The organism is Streptomyces sp. NPDC047982 (assembly GCF_043204165.1).
GTDB lineage: Bacteria > Actinomycetota > Actinomycetes > Streptomycetales > Streptomycetaceae > Streptomyces.
Genome location: NZ_JBIDBS010000009.1, coordinates 150306 through 165274, shown reverse-complemented (window position 1 = coordinate 165274; position 14969 = coordinate 150306). Strand labels below are relative to the sequence as shown.

Annotated in this window: 9 protein-coding genes; 7 read left to right on the top strand and 2 right to left on the bottom strand. The window is 71.4% G+C overall.

Going from position 1 to position 14969, the window contains the following annotated elements:
- Positions 1 to 172 precede the first annotated feature (172 nt).
- The 4 genes from ACGF2V_RS13930 to glgB all read left to right on the top strand — a co-directional run bounded on the left by ACGF2V_RS13930 (position 173) and on the right by glgB (position 8373).
- Positions 173 to 2287, top strand: coding sequence for a maltotransferase domain-containing protein (locus ACGF2V_RS13930; protein ID WP_362705291.1), 2115 nt, complete (start codon positions 173 to 175; stop codon positions 2285 to 2287).
- Positions 2284 to 3990, top strand: a complete 1707-nt coding sequence (treS, locus tag ACGF2V_RS13925) for a maltose alpha-D-glucosyltransferase (RefSeq protein ID WP_362621967.1) — start codon at positions 2284 to 2286, stop codon at positions 3988 to 3990. Before ACGF2V_RS13930 ends, treS begins: the two co-directional genes overlap by 4 nt.
- A 321-nt stretch (positions 3991 to 4311) precedes the next feature.
- Positions 4312 to 5712, top strand: coding sequence for a maltokinase (locus ACGF2V_RS13920; protein WP_362705294.1), 1401 nt, complete (start codon positions 4312 to 4314; stop codon positions 5710 to 5712).
- A 114-nt stretch (positions 5713 to 5826) separates the two neighbouring features.
- Positions 5827 to 8373, top strand: a complete 2547-nt coding sequence (glgB, locus tag ACGF2V_RS13915) for a 1,4-alpha-glucan branching enzyme (protein ID WP_362705297.1) — start codon at positions 5827 to 5829, stop codon at positions 8371 to 8373.
- Between the two features lie 18 nt (positions 8374 to 8391).
- Here glgB and ACGF2V_RS13910 read toward each other — a convergent pair whose 3' ends face one another.
- Together ACGF2V_RS13910 and ACGF2V_RS13905 are read right to left on the bottom strand one after the other, a co-directional pair.
- Entirely contained in the window at positions 8392 to 9447 is a 1056-nt protein-coding gene (locus tag ACGF2V_RS13910) for an RICIN domain-containing protein (protein ID WP_362705300.1), read from the bottom strand.
- A gap of 290 nt (positions 9448 to 9737) precedes the next feature.
- Positions 9738 to 11096: a cation:dicarboxylate symporter family transporter gene (locus ACGF2V_RS13905; RefSeq protein ID WP_362621956.1), complete on the bottom strand. Its 1359-nt coding sequence runs from the start codon at positions 11094 to 11096 to the stop codon at positions 9738 to 9740.
- Positions 11097 to 11264: 168 nt separating this feature from the next.
- On the opposite strand from ACGF2V_RS13905, the gene ACGF2V_RS13900 reads away from it, so the two are divergent.
- The 3 genes from ACGF2V_RS13900 to ACGF2V_RS13890 all read left to right on the top strand — a co-directional run bounded on the left by ACGF2V_RS13900 (position 11265) and on the right by ACGF2V_RS13890 (position 14747).
- On the top strand, positions 11265 to 13127 hold the full coding sequence (locus tag ACGF2V_RS13900; protein WP_362621954.1) for an ATP-binding protein: 1863 nt from the start codon (positions 11265 to 11267) through the stop codon (positions 13125 to 13127).
- Complete coding sequence (locus ACGF2V_RS13895; protein ID WP_362621952.1) at positions 13124 to 13795, top strand: response regulator; 672 nt, start codon at positions 13124 to 13126, stop codon at positions 13793 to 13795. The genes ACGF2V_RS13900 and ACGF2V_RS13895 overlap by 4 nt, the downstream gene beginning before the upstream one ends.
- A gap of 301 nt (positions 13796 to 14096) precedes the next feature.
- The gene (locus tag ACGF2V_RS13890; protein WP_362622228.1) at positions 14097 to 14747 is read left to right on the top strand and encodes an XRE family transcriptional regulator; all 651 of its coding nucleotides are present in this window, start codon (positions 14097 to 14099) and stop codon (positions 14745 to 14747) included.
- The last annotated feature ends 222 nt before the right edge of the window (positions 14748 to 14969 follow it).

Genomic DNA, 14969 nt, shown 5'->3' with positions numbered 1-14969 from the left:
CCATTTGAGTGAATGCGAAAGAAGCGGCCACGCCCACACACCGTCAGCCGCCGACCGAGCGGCCGGGAGCGGCTAGAAAGGACGGACCCCCGTCGGTCGCGGTGGGCATATCCGGCCCCTCCGCGAGACCGGCGCGCCCTGCTCGGTCCGAGCCCTGTCCCCAGAGGATTCCATGATCGGTCGCATTCCCGTCCTCGACGTCCGCCCCCTCGTCGACTGCGGCAGAAGGCCAGCCAAGGCGGTCGTGGGTGAGACCTTCCAGGTCACCGCGACCGTCTTCGGGGAGGGCCACGGTGCCGTCGCCGCCAATGCGGTCCTGCTGGATCCGAACGGGTGCCCCGGCCCCTGGACTCCGATGCGCGAACTCGCCCCCGGCACCGACCGGTGGGGCGCACACGTCACCCCGGACGCCGAAGGCTTCTGGACGTACGCGGTCGAGGCATGGAGCGACCCGGTCACCACCTGGCGTCACGAGGCCGGCATCAAGATCCCGGCGGGGATCGACACCGCGCTCGTACTGGCGGAGGGCGCCGAGCTGCACGAGCGCGCCGCCGCGGGCGTGCCCAAGCGGGACCGGCGCGAGGCCGTGCTGGCCGCGGCCGACGCGCTGCGCGACGCGTCGCGCCCGGCCGCCGCCCGGCTGGCCGCGGCGCTGACCCCCGAGGTACGGGCCGCGCTCGACCGTCATCCGCTGCGTGAACTGATCACCGAGTCCGCTCCGCTCCCGCTGCTGGTCGAGCGCCGAAGGGCTTTGTTCGGCTCCTGGTACGAACTGTTCCCCCGGTCCGAGGGCGCCAGGATCGAGCCCACCGAACCAACCGGACCGACCGGAACGAGCGGGCCGACCGCGTCGTCCAGGCCGTCCGGGCCTGCCGGGTCCGCCGGGTCCGCCGCGCCGTCCTCCGGTCCGTCCGGGGCCACGGCCGCCGCACCCGCGCCCCGGATCGTCAGCGGCACCTTCCGTACCGCCGCGGAGCGGCTGCCCGCGGTCGCCGCCATGGGCTTCGACGTGGTCTACCTTCCTCCCGTCCACCCCATCGGCAAAACTCATCGCAAGGGCCCCAACAACTCGCTCTCCGCCGCCCCGCACGACGTCGGCGTGCCGTGGGCGATCGGATCGGCCGAGGGCGGTCACGACGCCGTCCACCCGGAACTCGGCACCCTCGACGACTTCGACCACTTCGTCGCGACCGCGCGCAAGCTGCGCATGGAGATCGCGCTGGATTTCGCGCTCCAGTGCTCCCCCGACCACCCCTGGGTCAAGGAGCACCCGGACTGGTTCCGGTATCGCGCGGACGGTTCGATCGCCCATGCCGAGAACCCGCCGAAGAAGTACCAGGACATCTATCCGATCGCCTTCGACAAGGACATGCACGGTCTGGTGGCGGAAACGGTTCGCATTCTCCGTTTCTGGATGGACCACGGAGTGCGGATCTTCCGGGTCGACAATCCGCACACCAAGCCGGTGGTCTTCTGGGAGAAGGTGATCGCGGACATCAACGGGACCGATCCGGATGTGATCTTCCTGGCCGAGGCATTCACCCGGCCCGCGATGATGCGAACGCTCGCCGCCATCGGCTTCCAGCAGTCCTACACGTACTTCACCTGGCGTGACAGCAAGAAGGAGATCACCGAGTACGTCACGGAACTGGCGGGCGAGACCGCCTCGTTCATGCGGCCCAACTTCTTCGTGAACACCCCGGACATCCTGCCGGGCCACCTCCAGGACGGGGGACGACCGGCCTTCGAGGCGCGGGCCGTGCTCGCCGCGACGCTGGCGCCTTCCTGGGGCGTGTACGCGGGCTACGAGCTGTGCGAGAACACCCCGGTGCGTCCGGGCAGTGAGGAGTACCTCGACTCGGAGAAGTACCAGATCCGGATCAGGGACTGGGAGGCGGCGGCGCGCGAGGGACGCTCGCTGGCCCCGCTCATCACCCGTCTCAACCGCATCAGGCGGTGTCACCCGGCTCTCCAGCAATTGCGCGATGTGCACTTCCACTCCGTCGACAACGACGCGGTGATCGCGTACAGCAAACGTTCCGGGCCGGACACCGTGCTGGTGGTCGTCAACCTCGACCCGCACCACACCCAGGAGGCCACGGTCTCGTTGGACATGGCGCGACTCGGCCTCGACCGGCACGAGAGCGTGCCGGTGCGCGACGAGCTCACCGGCGACACCTATCACTGGGGCAGGACCTTCTATGTGCGCCTGGAGCCGGGCGTCACGCCCGCGCACCTCGTGGTCCTGCGACCGTCCCCGTCTACCGGAGGGTCACCCACACCATGATCGTCAATGAGCCCGTCCCCGACACGTTCGAGGACACCCCCGCCAAGGACCGCGATCCCGACTGGTTCAAACGCGCCGTCTTCTACGAGGTACTCGTCCGTTCCTTCCAGGACTCCAACGGCGACGGCGTCGGCGACCTCAAGGGCATCACCGCCAAGCTGGACTATCTCCAGTGGCTGGGCGTCGACTGCCTCTGGCTGCCACCGTTCTTCAAGTCCCCGCTGCGCGACGGAGGTTACGACGTCTCCGACTACACCGCCGTGCTGCCGGAGTTCGGCGATCTGGCCGACTTCGTGGAGTTCGTCGACGCCGCGCACCAGCGCGGCATGCGCGTGATCATCGACTTCGTCGTGAACCACACGAGCGATCAGCACGAGTGGTTCCAGCAGTCCCGCACCGACCCGGAGGGCCCGTACGGCGACTACTACGTCTGGGCCGACGACGACAAGCAGTTCCAGGACGCCCGGATCATCTTCGTCGACACGGAGACGTCCAACTGGACGTTCGACCCGGTGCGCAAACAGTACTACTGGCACCGGTTCTTCTCCCACCAGCCGGACCTCAACTACGAGAACCCTGCGGTGCAGGAGGAGATCCTCGCCGCATTGCGGTTCTGGCTGGACCTCGGCATCGACGGATTCCGGCTGGACGCGGTGCCGTACCTCTACCAGCGCGAGGGAACCAACTGCGAGAACCTGCCCGAGACGCACGACTTCCTCAAGCGGGTGCGCACGGAGATCGACACGCACTACCCGGACACCGTGCTGCTCGCCGAGGCCAACCAGTGGCCGGAGGACGTCGTCGACTACTTCGGCGACTACCAGCGCGGCGGGGACGAGTGCCACATGGCGTTCCACTTCCCGGTGATGCCGAGGATCTTCATGGCGGTCCGGCGTGAGAGCCGCTACCCGGTCTCCGAAGTCCTGGCGAAGACCCCGGCGATCCCGAGCAACTGCCAGTGGGGCATCTTCCTGCGCAACCACGACGAGCTCACCCTCGAAATGGTCACGGACGAAGAACGCGACTACATGTACGCGGAGTACGCCAAGGACCCGCGGATGCGCGCCAACATCGGCATCCGGCGGCGCCTGGCGCCCCTGCTGGACAACGACCGCAACCAGATCGAGCTGTTCACCGCGCTGCTGCTGTCCCTGCCCGGCTCCCCGATCCTGTACTACGGGGACGAGATCGGGATGGGCGACAACATCTGGCTGGGCGACCGCGACGCGGTGCGCACCCCGATGCAGTGGACTCCCGACCGCAACGCCGGCTTCTCCTCCAGCGACCCCGGGCGGCTCTACCTCCCCACGATCATGGACCCGGTCTACGGCTACCAGGTCACCAACGTCGAGGCGTCGATGGCCTCGCCCTCGTCGCTGCTGCACTGGACACGGCGGATGATCGAGATCCGCAAGCAGAACCCCGCCTTCGGACTCGGCTCGTTCAACGAACTGCCCTCCTCCAATCCCGCCGTGCTGGCCTTCACCCGCGAACACGGGGACGACCTGGTGCTGTGCGTGAACAACTTCTCGCGGTTCGCGCAGCCCACGGAGCTCGATCTCCGCTCGTACGACGGACGTCATCCGGTCGAACTGATCGGCGGGGTGCGCTTCCCGGCCATCGGCTCACTGCCCTACCTGCTGACGCTGGCGGGGCACGGGTTCTACTGGTTCCGGCTGCGGAAGGACGTGCCACCTAGCTGACGATGTGTCACTTGACGCCAGTGAACGCGGGGCGGTGTCCGCCGCCCCGCACGGGGGAACATCCCTCGCCTCACCTCGCCCCCTGCCCCCTCGCCCTCACGAACGCCGCTCCACCTCGAACGCTTCCGGACCCCCGGGGCCTTCCGAGCCCCTGCGACCCCTGCGGCCCCTTTCGGCACTCGGGCCCCTCCGGCCCCCTCTGCAAGCCGAGTCCGTACGGACCATCCTGACCCGACACGTCCCCCACAGTCGGACAGCCAATGCCGCAATCCGGGACACTCTTCACATCCTGTGATGTGCCGGGGGAAAGGACGCGTTGCCATGTCGGAGGCTGCATCCACTCGGGTCCCCCTGGCCGACAGCACAGCTCTGCTTCCGTCCCTCGTCCCCTTGTTGTACGAATGGCTGCCCCGGCAGCGGTGGTTCGCGGGCAAGGGGCAGCCGATCACGGGCTTCTCGCTGGTCTCGGTGACCGAGATGCTGCCGATGGACGCCCCTGCCGTGGCCGCCGGATCCGGGGCCGGGCTGCTCCATCTTCTGGTGCGGGCCCATCAGCCGTCGGCGCCCGCACGTTGGCCCGCCGACTGCTACCAACTGCTGCTCGGCGTACGGGCGGCGCTGCCACCCCCGCTGGCGCCCGCGCTCATCGGCCGCCCGGTGGACGGACCGCTCGCCGGCCGCACGGTCTACGAGGGGCTGCACGATCCCCGTCTCTCCGCGCTCCTGCTGGAGCGACTGCGCACCCCCGGAACCCTCGGCGCCCTGCGCTTCGACCGGGGCGGCGCCCCCATCGCCTCGGGACCCGCGCCGCGCGTGCTGGACACCGAGCAGTCCAACACCTCCCTCGTCTACGGCGACACCTACATCCTCAAGATCTTCCGCCGGGTGTTCCCGGGCACCAACCCCGATCTGGAGCTGCCGCTGGCGCTCGCCCGCGAGGGCTGCGGCCGGGTGCCCGCGCCCGTCGCCTGGTTCGAGACCACCGCACCGGAAGCGCTCACCCTCGGCGTTCTCCAGCCGTTCCTGCGCGGTGCGCAGGACGGCTGGCAGCTCGCCCTGCGCGCCCTCGCCCGGGGCCACGACTTCACCGACGAGGCACACGCCCTCGGCAGGGCGACCGCAGAGGTCCACACCGCGCTGGCCGCCGCGCTGCCCACGCCCGCCCTGCGCCCCGCCCAGACCGCGCACCTGGCGGCCGGGATGACGCGGAGGCTGGAGGCCGCGGCGGTCGCGGTGCCCGCGCTCGTGCCGTACGTGCCCGGTCTGCGCGCGGCGTTCGAGGCGTTGGCCTCGCTCGGGGACCGGGGTGTCGACCGGGCGGCCCAGCGGATCCACGGCGACCTCCATCTCGGCCAGACCCTGCGCGCGGCCGACGGTTTCTGGTCGCTGATCGACTTCGAGGGCGAACCGGCCAGGCCGCTGGCCGAGCGCCGCCGCCCGCAGCCACCGGTGCGCGACGTCGCGGGCATGCTCCGCTCCTTCGACTACGCGGCCCGCTCGCACCGGCCGTGGAACGCCGAGTGGGCGGCTCGCTGCCGGGCCGCGTACTGCGAGGGGTACGCCGAGGCCGCGGGCGTCGACCCGCGCAGCGAACCGGAGCTGTTGCGCGCCCACGAGACCGACAAGGCGGTGTACGAGGTGCTGTACGAGGCACGGCACCGGCCCGACTGGCTGCCGGTCCCGATGGCGGCCATCCACCGCCTGGCCGCCGTCGCCGACTGACGGGCCGCCCACCCGGGACCCGTCCGGCATCCGGCCGTTGCCCGTCCGCCACGGCCGGCGCCTGTCCTCCCTGTTCGCTCCGACCACATCCATCCCGCGAAGGAGGCCGTCCCCGTGACCGCCCGTAAGCCGTCCCGCAACACGCCCGTCGACGAAGCACCCGCCACGCCCCCGGCCGCCTCTGCCGCCGCCCCGGTCGCCTGCGCGCGGCCCGCCACGGCGGACCCGGCGCCCGCCACCTCGATGGCCACGCCTTCAGTGACCGCGCCGTCGATGGCCACGGAACCGGCCACCACCGCCCCCACCTCTTTCACCACATTCGCCCCGTTCACCCCATCCGGCCCGTCCGCCGGTTCCGCCCCCACCGCCGCCACATCCGCCCCGGCCCGGCGGGGGCGGCCCGCCGCCGAGCGGACCGAGCCCGCGCGCCCGCGCGCGCAGGGCTCCGGCGGCCAGGGCGTCCGCGAGGCGCACCCGCTCGACGACGGCGACCGGGCCCGGCTGCTCGCCGGGGAGCACCACGACCCGCATGCCCTGCTCGGCGCCCATCCGGTGCGCGGCGGGGTCGTCTTCCGGGTACTGCGCCCGTTCGCGCGGTCCGTGACCGTACTCGCCAAGGGGCTGCGGGTGCGGCTCCACGACGACGGGGACGGCCTCTTCTCCGGGCTGCTGCCGATGCCGTCGCTGCCCGAGTACCGCCTCCTGGTGGCCTACGAGGACACCGAGACCGAGGTGCACGACCCATACCGCTTCCTGCCCGCGCTCGGTGAACTCGATCTGCATCTGATCGGCGAGGGGCGGCACGAGGAGCTGTGGACCGCGCTCGGCGCGCACCCCATGGAGCACCAGGGCGTGGCGGGGACCCGGTTCACGGTCTGGGCTCCCGACGCGCGCGGGGTGCGGGTGGTCGGGGACTTCAACTTCTGGGACGGCGCCGGGTTCCCGATGCGTTCGCTGGGCTCCAGCGGCGTGTGGGAGTTGTTCCTGCCCGGGATCGGTGAGGGCACGCTGTACAAGTTCGACATCTGCCGCCCCGACGGTTCGCACACCACGCGCGCCGACCCGATGGCGCGCCGCACCGAGGTGCCGCCCGCCACCGCTTCGATCGTGACGGCCTCCCACCACGAGTGGCGCGACCAGGAGTGGATGGCGCACCGCGGTGACGTACCGGTGCACGAGGCACCGTTCTCCGTCTACGAGGTGCATCTGCCGTCCTGGCGGCCGGGATTGACTTACCGACAGTTGGCTGATCAGCTCCCGGGGTACGTACGGGAGCTGGGCTTCACGCACGTGGAGCTGATGCCGGTGGCCGAGCATCCCTTCGGCGGATCGTGGGGCTATCAGGTCACCGGCTTCTATGCGCCGACGTCCCGTCTGGGCACGCCGGACGACTTCCGTCACCTCGTCGACGCGCTGCACGGGGCCGGGATCGGTGTGATCGTGGACTGGGTGCCCGCACATTTCCCGCGCGACGACTGGGCACTCGCCCAGTTCGACGGCCGTCCGTTGTACGAGCACGCGGATCCGGCGCGGGCGGCGCACCCGGACTGGGGCACGCTGGAGTTCGACTACGGGCGCAAGGAGGTGCGCAACTTCCTGGTGGCCAACGCGACGTACTGGTGCGAGGAGTTCCATGTCGACGGGCTGCGGGTCGACGCGGTCGCCTCGATGCTGTACCTCGACTACTCGCGCGAGGACGGGCAGTGGTCCCCCAACGAGCACGGGGGCAGGGAGAATCCGGACGCCGTCGCCTTCCTCCAGGAGATGAACGCCACCGTCTACCGGCGCAACCCGGGCGTCGTGACCATCGCCGAGGAGTCGACCGCCTGGGACGGCGTGACCCGCGCCACCCACCATGTCGGGCACGGCGGTTACGGCGGCCTGGGCTTCGGGCTGAAGTGGAACATGGGCTGGATGCACGACTCCCTCCAGTACATGACGAAGGACCCGGTGCACCGCAAGTACCACCACGACGACATGACCTTCTCGATGGTGTACGCGTACAGCGAGAACTACGTGCTGCCGATCTCGCACGACGAGGTGGTGCACGGCAAGCAGTCGCTGGTCAGCAAGATGCCCGGCGACTGGTGGCAGCGGCGCGCCAACCACCGCGCCTACCTCGGCTTCATGTGGGCCCACCCCGGAAAGCAACTCCTCTTCATGGGACAGGAGTTCGCGCAGGGTGCGGAGTGGTCGCAGGAGCACGGCCCGGAGTGGTGGCTGCTCGACCCGACGTACGCGTCGGCGGGCGACCACCGGGGGGTGCGCGACCTGGTCGCCGATCTGAACGCGGTGTACCGCGCCACCCCCGCGCTCTGGCAGTGCGACACCGAGCCGGAGGGCTTCTCCTGGGTGGACGGCGGCGCGGCCGAGGACAACGTCTTCGCCTTCCTCCGCCACGACAAGCACGGTGCGCCGCTGCTCGCCGTCAGCAACTTCTCCCCCGTGGTGCGGCACGACTACCGCATCGGCGTCCCGGACGTGCTCGGCGGCCGGGGGGCGTGGGCGGAGGTGCTCAACACGGACGCGGCGCGGTACGGCGGCAGCGGCGTGTGCCACCCCGATCCGCTGAAGCCGGAGGCGATCTTGGCCCACGGCAGGAACGCCAGCGTGACGCCGACGCTCCCGCCGCTGGCGACGGTGTGGCTGCGGCCGGTCTGATCGCGGCCGCGTCCGGGGTCAGCCGCAGGTGGTGAACTCGGGTGCGGTCTTCGCCAGGTAGACGCTCGCGTGGCCCTGGTCGTCACTGATCAGGGGCACCGTGACGGTGTCGTGCGCCTTCCACGGGTATCCGTTCGCGTCGAAGGTCCAGTCGCCGGTCACCTTCGTGGCCAGCTTCGACAGCGCCACCCAGCCGTACTGCTGCTGCGGGACGGTGATGGTCAGGCTGTTCCCCAGCGTCTCGCTCAGGCTGTACGTCACGCTGCCAGAGATGGTCTGGGAGACGCTCGCCTGGACGGGGCTTGCCGCTCCCGAGCCCACGCCCGAGGTGAAGGACACGCCGAGCGTGCTCGTCCATCCGCTGGTGGTGGTCAGCGAGAACGTCCACGGCACCGGCGCACCGGTGCCGTTGTACCAGACGGGCGAGACGCACTCGACGGGCAGCGGCTCGGCGGGGGCCTGGGTCCCCTTCGTCCACGAGCAGGTGGCCGCGTCCTTCTGGCAGCGCTTGGAGGCGTACTCCACTGCGGCGTCGAGGGCGGCGCCCGAGGCCGCGGCGGGGATCCTCCACTGCTGCGCGGCGGAGCCGTTGCAGCCGTAGGTCTGGGTCCACGCGTCGTCGTACTGGGCGTTCAGGACGACGTCGACGCACTTGTTGTCACCGGCGTTGCGGATCATGAAGGTGTTGGCGACGCCGGTGACGGGCTGGAAGTACCAGCGCTGGGAGGCGGCCCCGGAGCACGACTGCTGCCTCAGCGGAAGGCCGGTCGCCACGCACTTCCCGGTGAAGTCGTTGGCCAGGGTGAACGACCCGTCGGCCTGCTTGTTGACGGTCCACTGCTGGTGGTGGCCGGGCGTGGAGTTGGTGACGACGTAGACGCCGTCCCCCGTGTTGCCGTTCTGCACGTCCAGGTTCCGGCCGTTGCCGGCCGCGGTGAACGTCAGCCCGGCGAGGCCGGACGCCTCGGCCGCCCGCGCCGTTGCGGTCTGCGCGGTCAGGCCGAGTACGACGGCCAGCGCGGCCGCGAAGGTGGCCAACGCCCTGGGCAAGGCGCGGCTTGCACGCGAATTCATGACGGGTCCCCCTGTGCGATCAATGGATTGCTCGGAGTGATGGCGCCCGTCACGCTAGCGCCGTCCGCCCGCCCGCGAGGGGCGTCTCGGCGACAATGGCCGACACCCGAGGTGTCGGCCGGAAGACGCCGATCGCCGGGATCCGGCCGCCCCCAGACCGCCCCCAGCACGTCCTCCCGAGCCCGTCCTCCCCAGCACGTCCTCCCGCTCCTGAAGGACCCGGGAGCACGTACGGGGGCCGTCGCGGATGTGCCCGCGACGGCCCCTCGTCGTGGTGTTCCGGAAAGCCGCTACGCCTTCGCCATGGCGTGTTCCTGGTCGCCGGCGCGCGGCTCCGGAACGTCCGCGCCCTCGCCGTCCTGGCCCAGCATCCTCTCTTCCCACGGAAGCGCGCCGGAGAGGACCTGCTCCACCCGCTCCTTGTCGATCTCCTTCGTCCAGGTGCCGACCAGGACGGTGGCCACCGCGTTTCCGGCGAAGTTCGTCAGGGCGCGGGCCTCGCTCATGAAGCGGTCGATGCCGACGATGAGCCCGACGCCGTCGACCAGCTCGGGCCGGTGCGACTGCAGACCGCCCGCGAGGGTGGCCAGGCCCGCGCCGGTGACCCCGGCCGCACCCTTGGAGGCGATGACCATGAAGACCAGCAGCGAGATCTGCTCCCCGGCGCTCAGCGGGTCGCCCAGCGCGTTGGCGATGAACAACGAGGACATCGTGAGGTAGATCGCGGTGCCGTCGAGGTTGAAGGAGTAGCCGGTCGGCACGGTGATACCGACGACGGGCTTGCTGACCCCCAGGTGCTCCATCTTCGCGATGAGCCGCGGCAGCGCCGATTCCGAGGAGGAGGTGGAGAGGATCAGCAGGAACTCGCGGCCGAGGTACTTCAGCAGCGCGAACAGGTTGACCCCGGCGACCAGCCGCAGGATGGTGCCGAGCACCACGAAGACGAAGATCGCACAGGTGACGTAGAAGCCGATCATGATGACGGCGAGGGACTTCAGCGCGTCGACGCCGGTCTCGCCGACCACGGCCGCGATCGCGCCGAACGCGCCGACCGGGGCCGCCCACATGATCATGGCGAGGATGCGGAAGACCAGGCGCTGGATGTGGCCGATGCCGCGCAGCACCGGTTCGCCCGCCGCTCCCATGCCCTGGAGCGCGAAGCCCGCGAGCAGGGCGACCAGCAGGGTCTGGAGCACCTGGCCCTCGGTGAACGCGGACACGATCGTCGTGGGGATGATGCCGAGCAGGAAGTCCGCGGTCGACTCGCTCGCGCCCGACGCCTGCTTCTCACCGGCGGCGCGTGCCGCCTCGGTGATGTGGAGGCTCTGGCCGGGCTCCAGGAGGTTGCCGACGAGCAGACCGATGGCGAGCGCCACCGTCGACATGACCAGGAAGTAGCCGAGGGCGAGTCCGCCGACCGCGCCCACCTTGGCGGCCTTGCGCACCGATCCGACGCCCAGCACGATCGTGCAGAAGATGATGGGCGAGATCATCATCTTGATGAGATTCACGAAGCCGGTACCGATCGGCTTGAGCTCGACGGCGACGCCCGGGGCCACGAAGCCCACCAGAATGCCGAGGCCCACGGCGGCGATCACGGCCAGATACAGATAGTGCGTGCGGTCCCGCTTGGCGGCTGCCACTCCCACGGGGGTTCTCCTCGGCTCGTCCGGGTCGCTCCCCCGTCCCTGGGGGCGCAAGGGCTGTCCGGCGGATCGAAGCCGGAAAAACCCTCGGTGAATATCTCTCTCCGTGTGAGGGCGGTCACCGTTACGTGCATTTCGTTCATATGTTTCCGGCCAGGCAGACTGGGGGACATGCGTCTGCCCCGTACCCGTCCACGCAGCCTGGCCGGTCAGCTCTTCACGATGCAGGTGGTGCTGGTCGCGGCGGTGGTGGCGGGCTGCGCATTCTTCGCGTACGCCTCCGGCCGGGAACAGGCGGACGAGACGGCGGCCCGGCAGGTCAGGACGGCGGCGCTGGCGATCGCCGGTTCCCCGTCCGTGCGGGAGGCGATCCGCACTCCGGACCCGTCCGCCGTGCTCCAGCCGTACGCGGAGAAGGTCCGCAGGGACACCGGGATCGCGTTCGTCACCATCATGTCCCCGGAGCGGATCCGCTGGACGCATCCGGACACCGACCGGATCGGGGAGGAGTTCCTCGGCCACACCGCGCGGGCACTGCGCGGCGAGACGTTCACCGAGACGTACACCGGGACCCTCGGCCCCTCGATCCGGGTCGTCACCCCGATCCGGGACGGCGGCAGGATCACCGGCCTGGTCAGCGCGGGCATCACGGTCGACCGGATCTCCTCGCAGGTGCGGGCGGAGCTGCGTGCGCTGGGGCTGGCCGCGGGCGGGGCGCTGGTGCTCGGCGGTCTCGGCACGTACGTGATCAACGCCCGGCTCCGCCGCCACACGCACGGCATGAACGCGGCCGAGCTGAGCCGGATGCACGACTACCACCAGGCCACGCTCCGCGCGGTGCGCGAGGGGCTGCTGATGCTCGACGGGCAGCGCAGGATCGCGCTGATCAACGACGCGGGCCGGGAGTTGCTGGGGCTGGGACCGGACGTTCTCGGGCGCCGGGTCGCCGATCTGGCGCTTCCGGCGCCGCTGACCGGGGCGCTGCTCGCCACCGAGGAGCGCGTCGACGAGCTTCACCTGACGGCGGACCGGGTGATCGTGGTCAATACCCGCGCGGTGGTGGGCGGAGAGCGGCGCGGCACCGTCGTGACCCTCCGCGATCACACCGAACTCCAGGCGCTGTCAGGCGAGTTGGACTCCGAACGAGGGTTCACCCAGGCATTGCGCTCGCAGGCCCACGAGGCGGCGAACCGGCTGCACACCGTCGTCTCGCTGATCGAGCTGGGGCGGGCCGAGGAGGCGGTCGGTTTCGCCACCGCGGAACTGGAGCTGGCCCAGACCCTCACCGACCGGGTCGTGGGCGCGGTCGGCGAACCGGTGCTGGCGGCACTGCTGTTGGGCAAGGCGGCGCAGGCCAATGAGCGGGGTGTGGAGCTGGTGCTCGCGGAGGACAGCCTGATCGACGACGGTGCCCTGCCCGCGACGCTGCCGGACCGGGACCTGGTGACGATCCTCGGCAACCTGATCGACAACGCGGTGGACGCGGCGTCGGAGGCGGCGGCCGGTCCACCGGCTTCCCCGCCCGCCTCCGGCCCGCCCGGGTCGCCCGCCGTCCCCGGCGCGTGCGATCCGGTCGTGCCCGCTTCCGCGGCCGTTCCTGCCTCCGGGGCCGTTCCTGCTTCCCTGGCCGTTCCTGCTCGCCCGGCCGTTCCCACCCACCCTGCCGTGCCCGGGCCGCGGGGTGAGGATGCGGGGCGTCCCGCGGGAGGTGCGGCCCCGGGCCGGACAGGGCGGGCCGGACGGGCCACGGTCACCGTCACCGCTCTCGCCGGGGAGGACGAGTTGCTGCTGAGGGTCGCCGACACCGGGGCGGGGATCGATCCGGCCGACGCCGCCGAGGTGTTCGACCGGGGCTGGTCCACACACGGCACGGGCCGGGGAATCGGGCTGGCCCTCGTGCGGCAGGCGGTACGGCGCAACGGCGGCACGGTGGATCTGGACCAGGGTCCGGAGGGCGGCGCCCGGTTCACGGTCCGGCTGCCGCTGACGACCGGCGACCGCGCGAAGCACACCGTCGGGGAGGATGTTCCGTGATCCGGGTGCTGGTCGTCGAGGACGACCCCGTCGCCGCCGACGCCCATCGGCTCTACGTGGGCCGCGTCCCCGGGTTCGAGGTGGCCGCGGTCGCGCACTCGCGCGCGGAGGCCGTACGGGCGCTGGACCGCACGCCGATCGACCTGCTCCTCCTGGACCTGTACCTGCCCGACGGGCACGGCCTGCAGCTGCTGCGCTCGCTGCGCGCGGCCGGGCACGTGGCGGACGTCATCGCGGTGACTTCGGCACGTGATCTGTCGCTGGTCCGGGAAGGGGTGTCGCTCGGGGTCGTCCAGTACGTGCTGAAGCCGTTCACCTTCGCCACACTGCGCGACCGGCTCGTCCGCTACGCGGAGTTCCACGCGGCGGCCGGTGAGGCGAGCGGTCAGGACGAGGTGGACCGCGCGCTCGGAGTGCTGCGCGCCCCGCAGCCGAACCGGCTGCCGAAGGGACTGAGCGCCCCGACCCTGGAAGCCGTCACCCGCGTCCTGCGGGCTTCGGACGGCGTGACGGCGGCGGCGGCCGGGACCGAGCTGGGCATCTCACGGATCACCGCGCGCCGCTACCTGGAACACTTGGTGACGACGGGACGCGCGGTGCGCAGACCGCAGTACGGCCAGGTCGGACGCCCGGAGCTGCACTACCGGTGGATGACCCGGGACCACTGATCCCGTCGAGGCGGCAACACGCCGTCGGGGCGGCAGCAGGCCGTCGGGTATGGCACCCCGTAGGGGCGGCCGGCCCGACCGGCCCCGCCCAGGCGCAGGGATCGTACGGGCTTCGGCCCCGTGCGGGCATAGGACCTTCCTACGAGCCGCGATATCGGCGGAACACACCGTGGTCGGACGGCGTGCCCGCTCCTACGGTGAAGCCGTGCGCCCCTCCCACTCCCCCGGCTCCCCCTCGTCCTTCGGCTCCCGACCCCCCTTCGACTCCTCCGCCGCACGCCGCCTCCGTGAGGCCCTCGGGATGCTGCCCGGCCATGTCGCGTACGGCCTCGCGGCCCAGTACGGACTCCGGATCAGCACCGCGACCGTGATCGCCTGGGAGCACGGGCGCGCCGTCCCGACCGGACACGAACTCACGGCGCTGGCCGGGGTGTTGTGGTGCTCACCAGGCGAGTTGCTGACCGCCGCGCGCACGCTGCGGGAACACCGGACGGCTCGGCGGCTGACCGTGGCGGAGCTGGCCGGTCTGGTGGGGTTGGCGCCCGCCGTTTACCTGCGGATGGAGGAGTCGGGGCGCTGGCGGGGCAACGAGCGCCAGTCGGCGGCGCTCGCCGAGGCGCTGGGGCTGACGGCCGCCGGGCTGGTGACGGTGTCCGGGCAGGACGAGGAGCTGGCGGAGCTGCTGCGCGCGGCGGTCACGACGCGTCGGCAGGCGCACGTCCGGGCGGTGGCGAAGCTGGTGCGGCTGGAGCGGGGGCTCCTCCAGGACGTACTGGACCAGCTCCACGCCGACCACCGGGCGTCGACGGCATCGGCACCGGGCCGGACCGGCAGGGCCGGGGAGCCGTCCGGGGCGCCGTCCGGGTCGCCGGGTGACGGGGAGCGGGCGTTCCTGGAGGGGATCGTGGAACGGTTCTGGCGGACAGCGGGGGTGCGGGGCGGGAACGTCTGAACCGCTCGCCGTCACGCGGCCGTCCGGACAGGGCTGGGACATGTCCGGGACAGCGGCAAGCCTTGTTGATCCGAGTCGGTGACTCAGGAGTGGACTTTGGCGGCGCGGCCCCCGCAAGGCCCTGGCCCGCCGAGGGGAAACGGCCGGCGGTCCGGCCCTTCCACGGGGGAGGGTGAGGACCGCCGGACCCTGCCTTCTGCTCGCGACCGCTCGCGGCGCGGC

Excerpts from the sequence above, each read along its gene's own strand:
- ACGF2V_RS13930 (WP_362705291.1), top strand. The coding sequence starts at position 173 with ATGATCGGTCGCATTCCCGTCCTCGACGTCCGCCCCCTCGTCGACTGC.
- treS (WP_362621967.1), top strand. The coding sequence starts at position 2,284 with ATGATCGTCAATGAGCCCGTCCCCGACACGTTCGAGGACACCCCCGCC.
- ACGF2V_RS13920 (WP_362705294.1), top strand. The coding sequence starts at position 4,312 with ATGTCGGAGGCTGCATCCACTCGGGTCCCCCTGGCCGACAGCACAGCT.
- ACGF2V_RS13910 (WP_362705300.1), bottom strand. The coding sequence starts at position 9,447 with ATGAATTCGCGTGCAAGCCGCGCCTTGCCCAGGGCGTTGGCCACCTTC.
- ACGF2V_RS13900 (WP_362621954.1), top strand. The coding sequence starts at position 11,265 with ATGCGTCTGCCCCGTACCCGTCCACGCAGCCTGGCCGGTCAGCTCTTC.
- ACGF2V_RS13890 (WP_362622228.1), top strand. The coding sequence starts at position 14,097 with ATGCTGCCCGGCCATGTCGCGTACGGCCTCGCGGCCCAGTACGGACTC.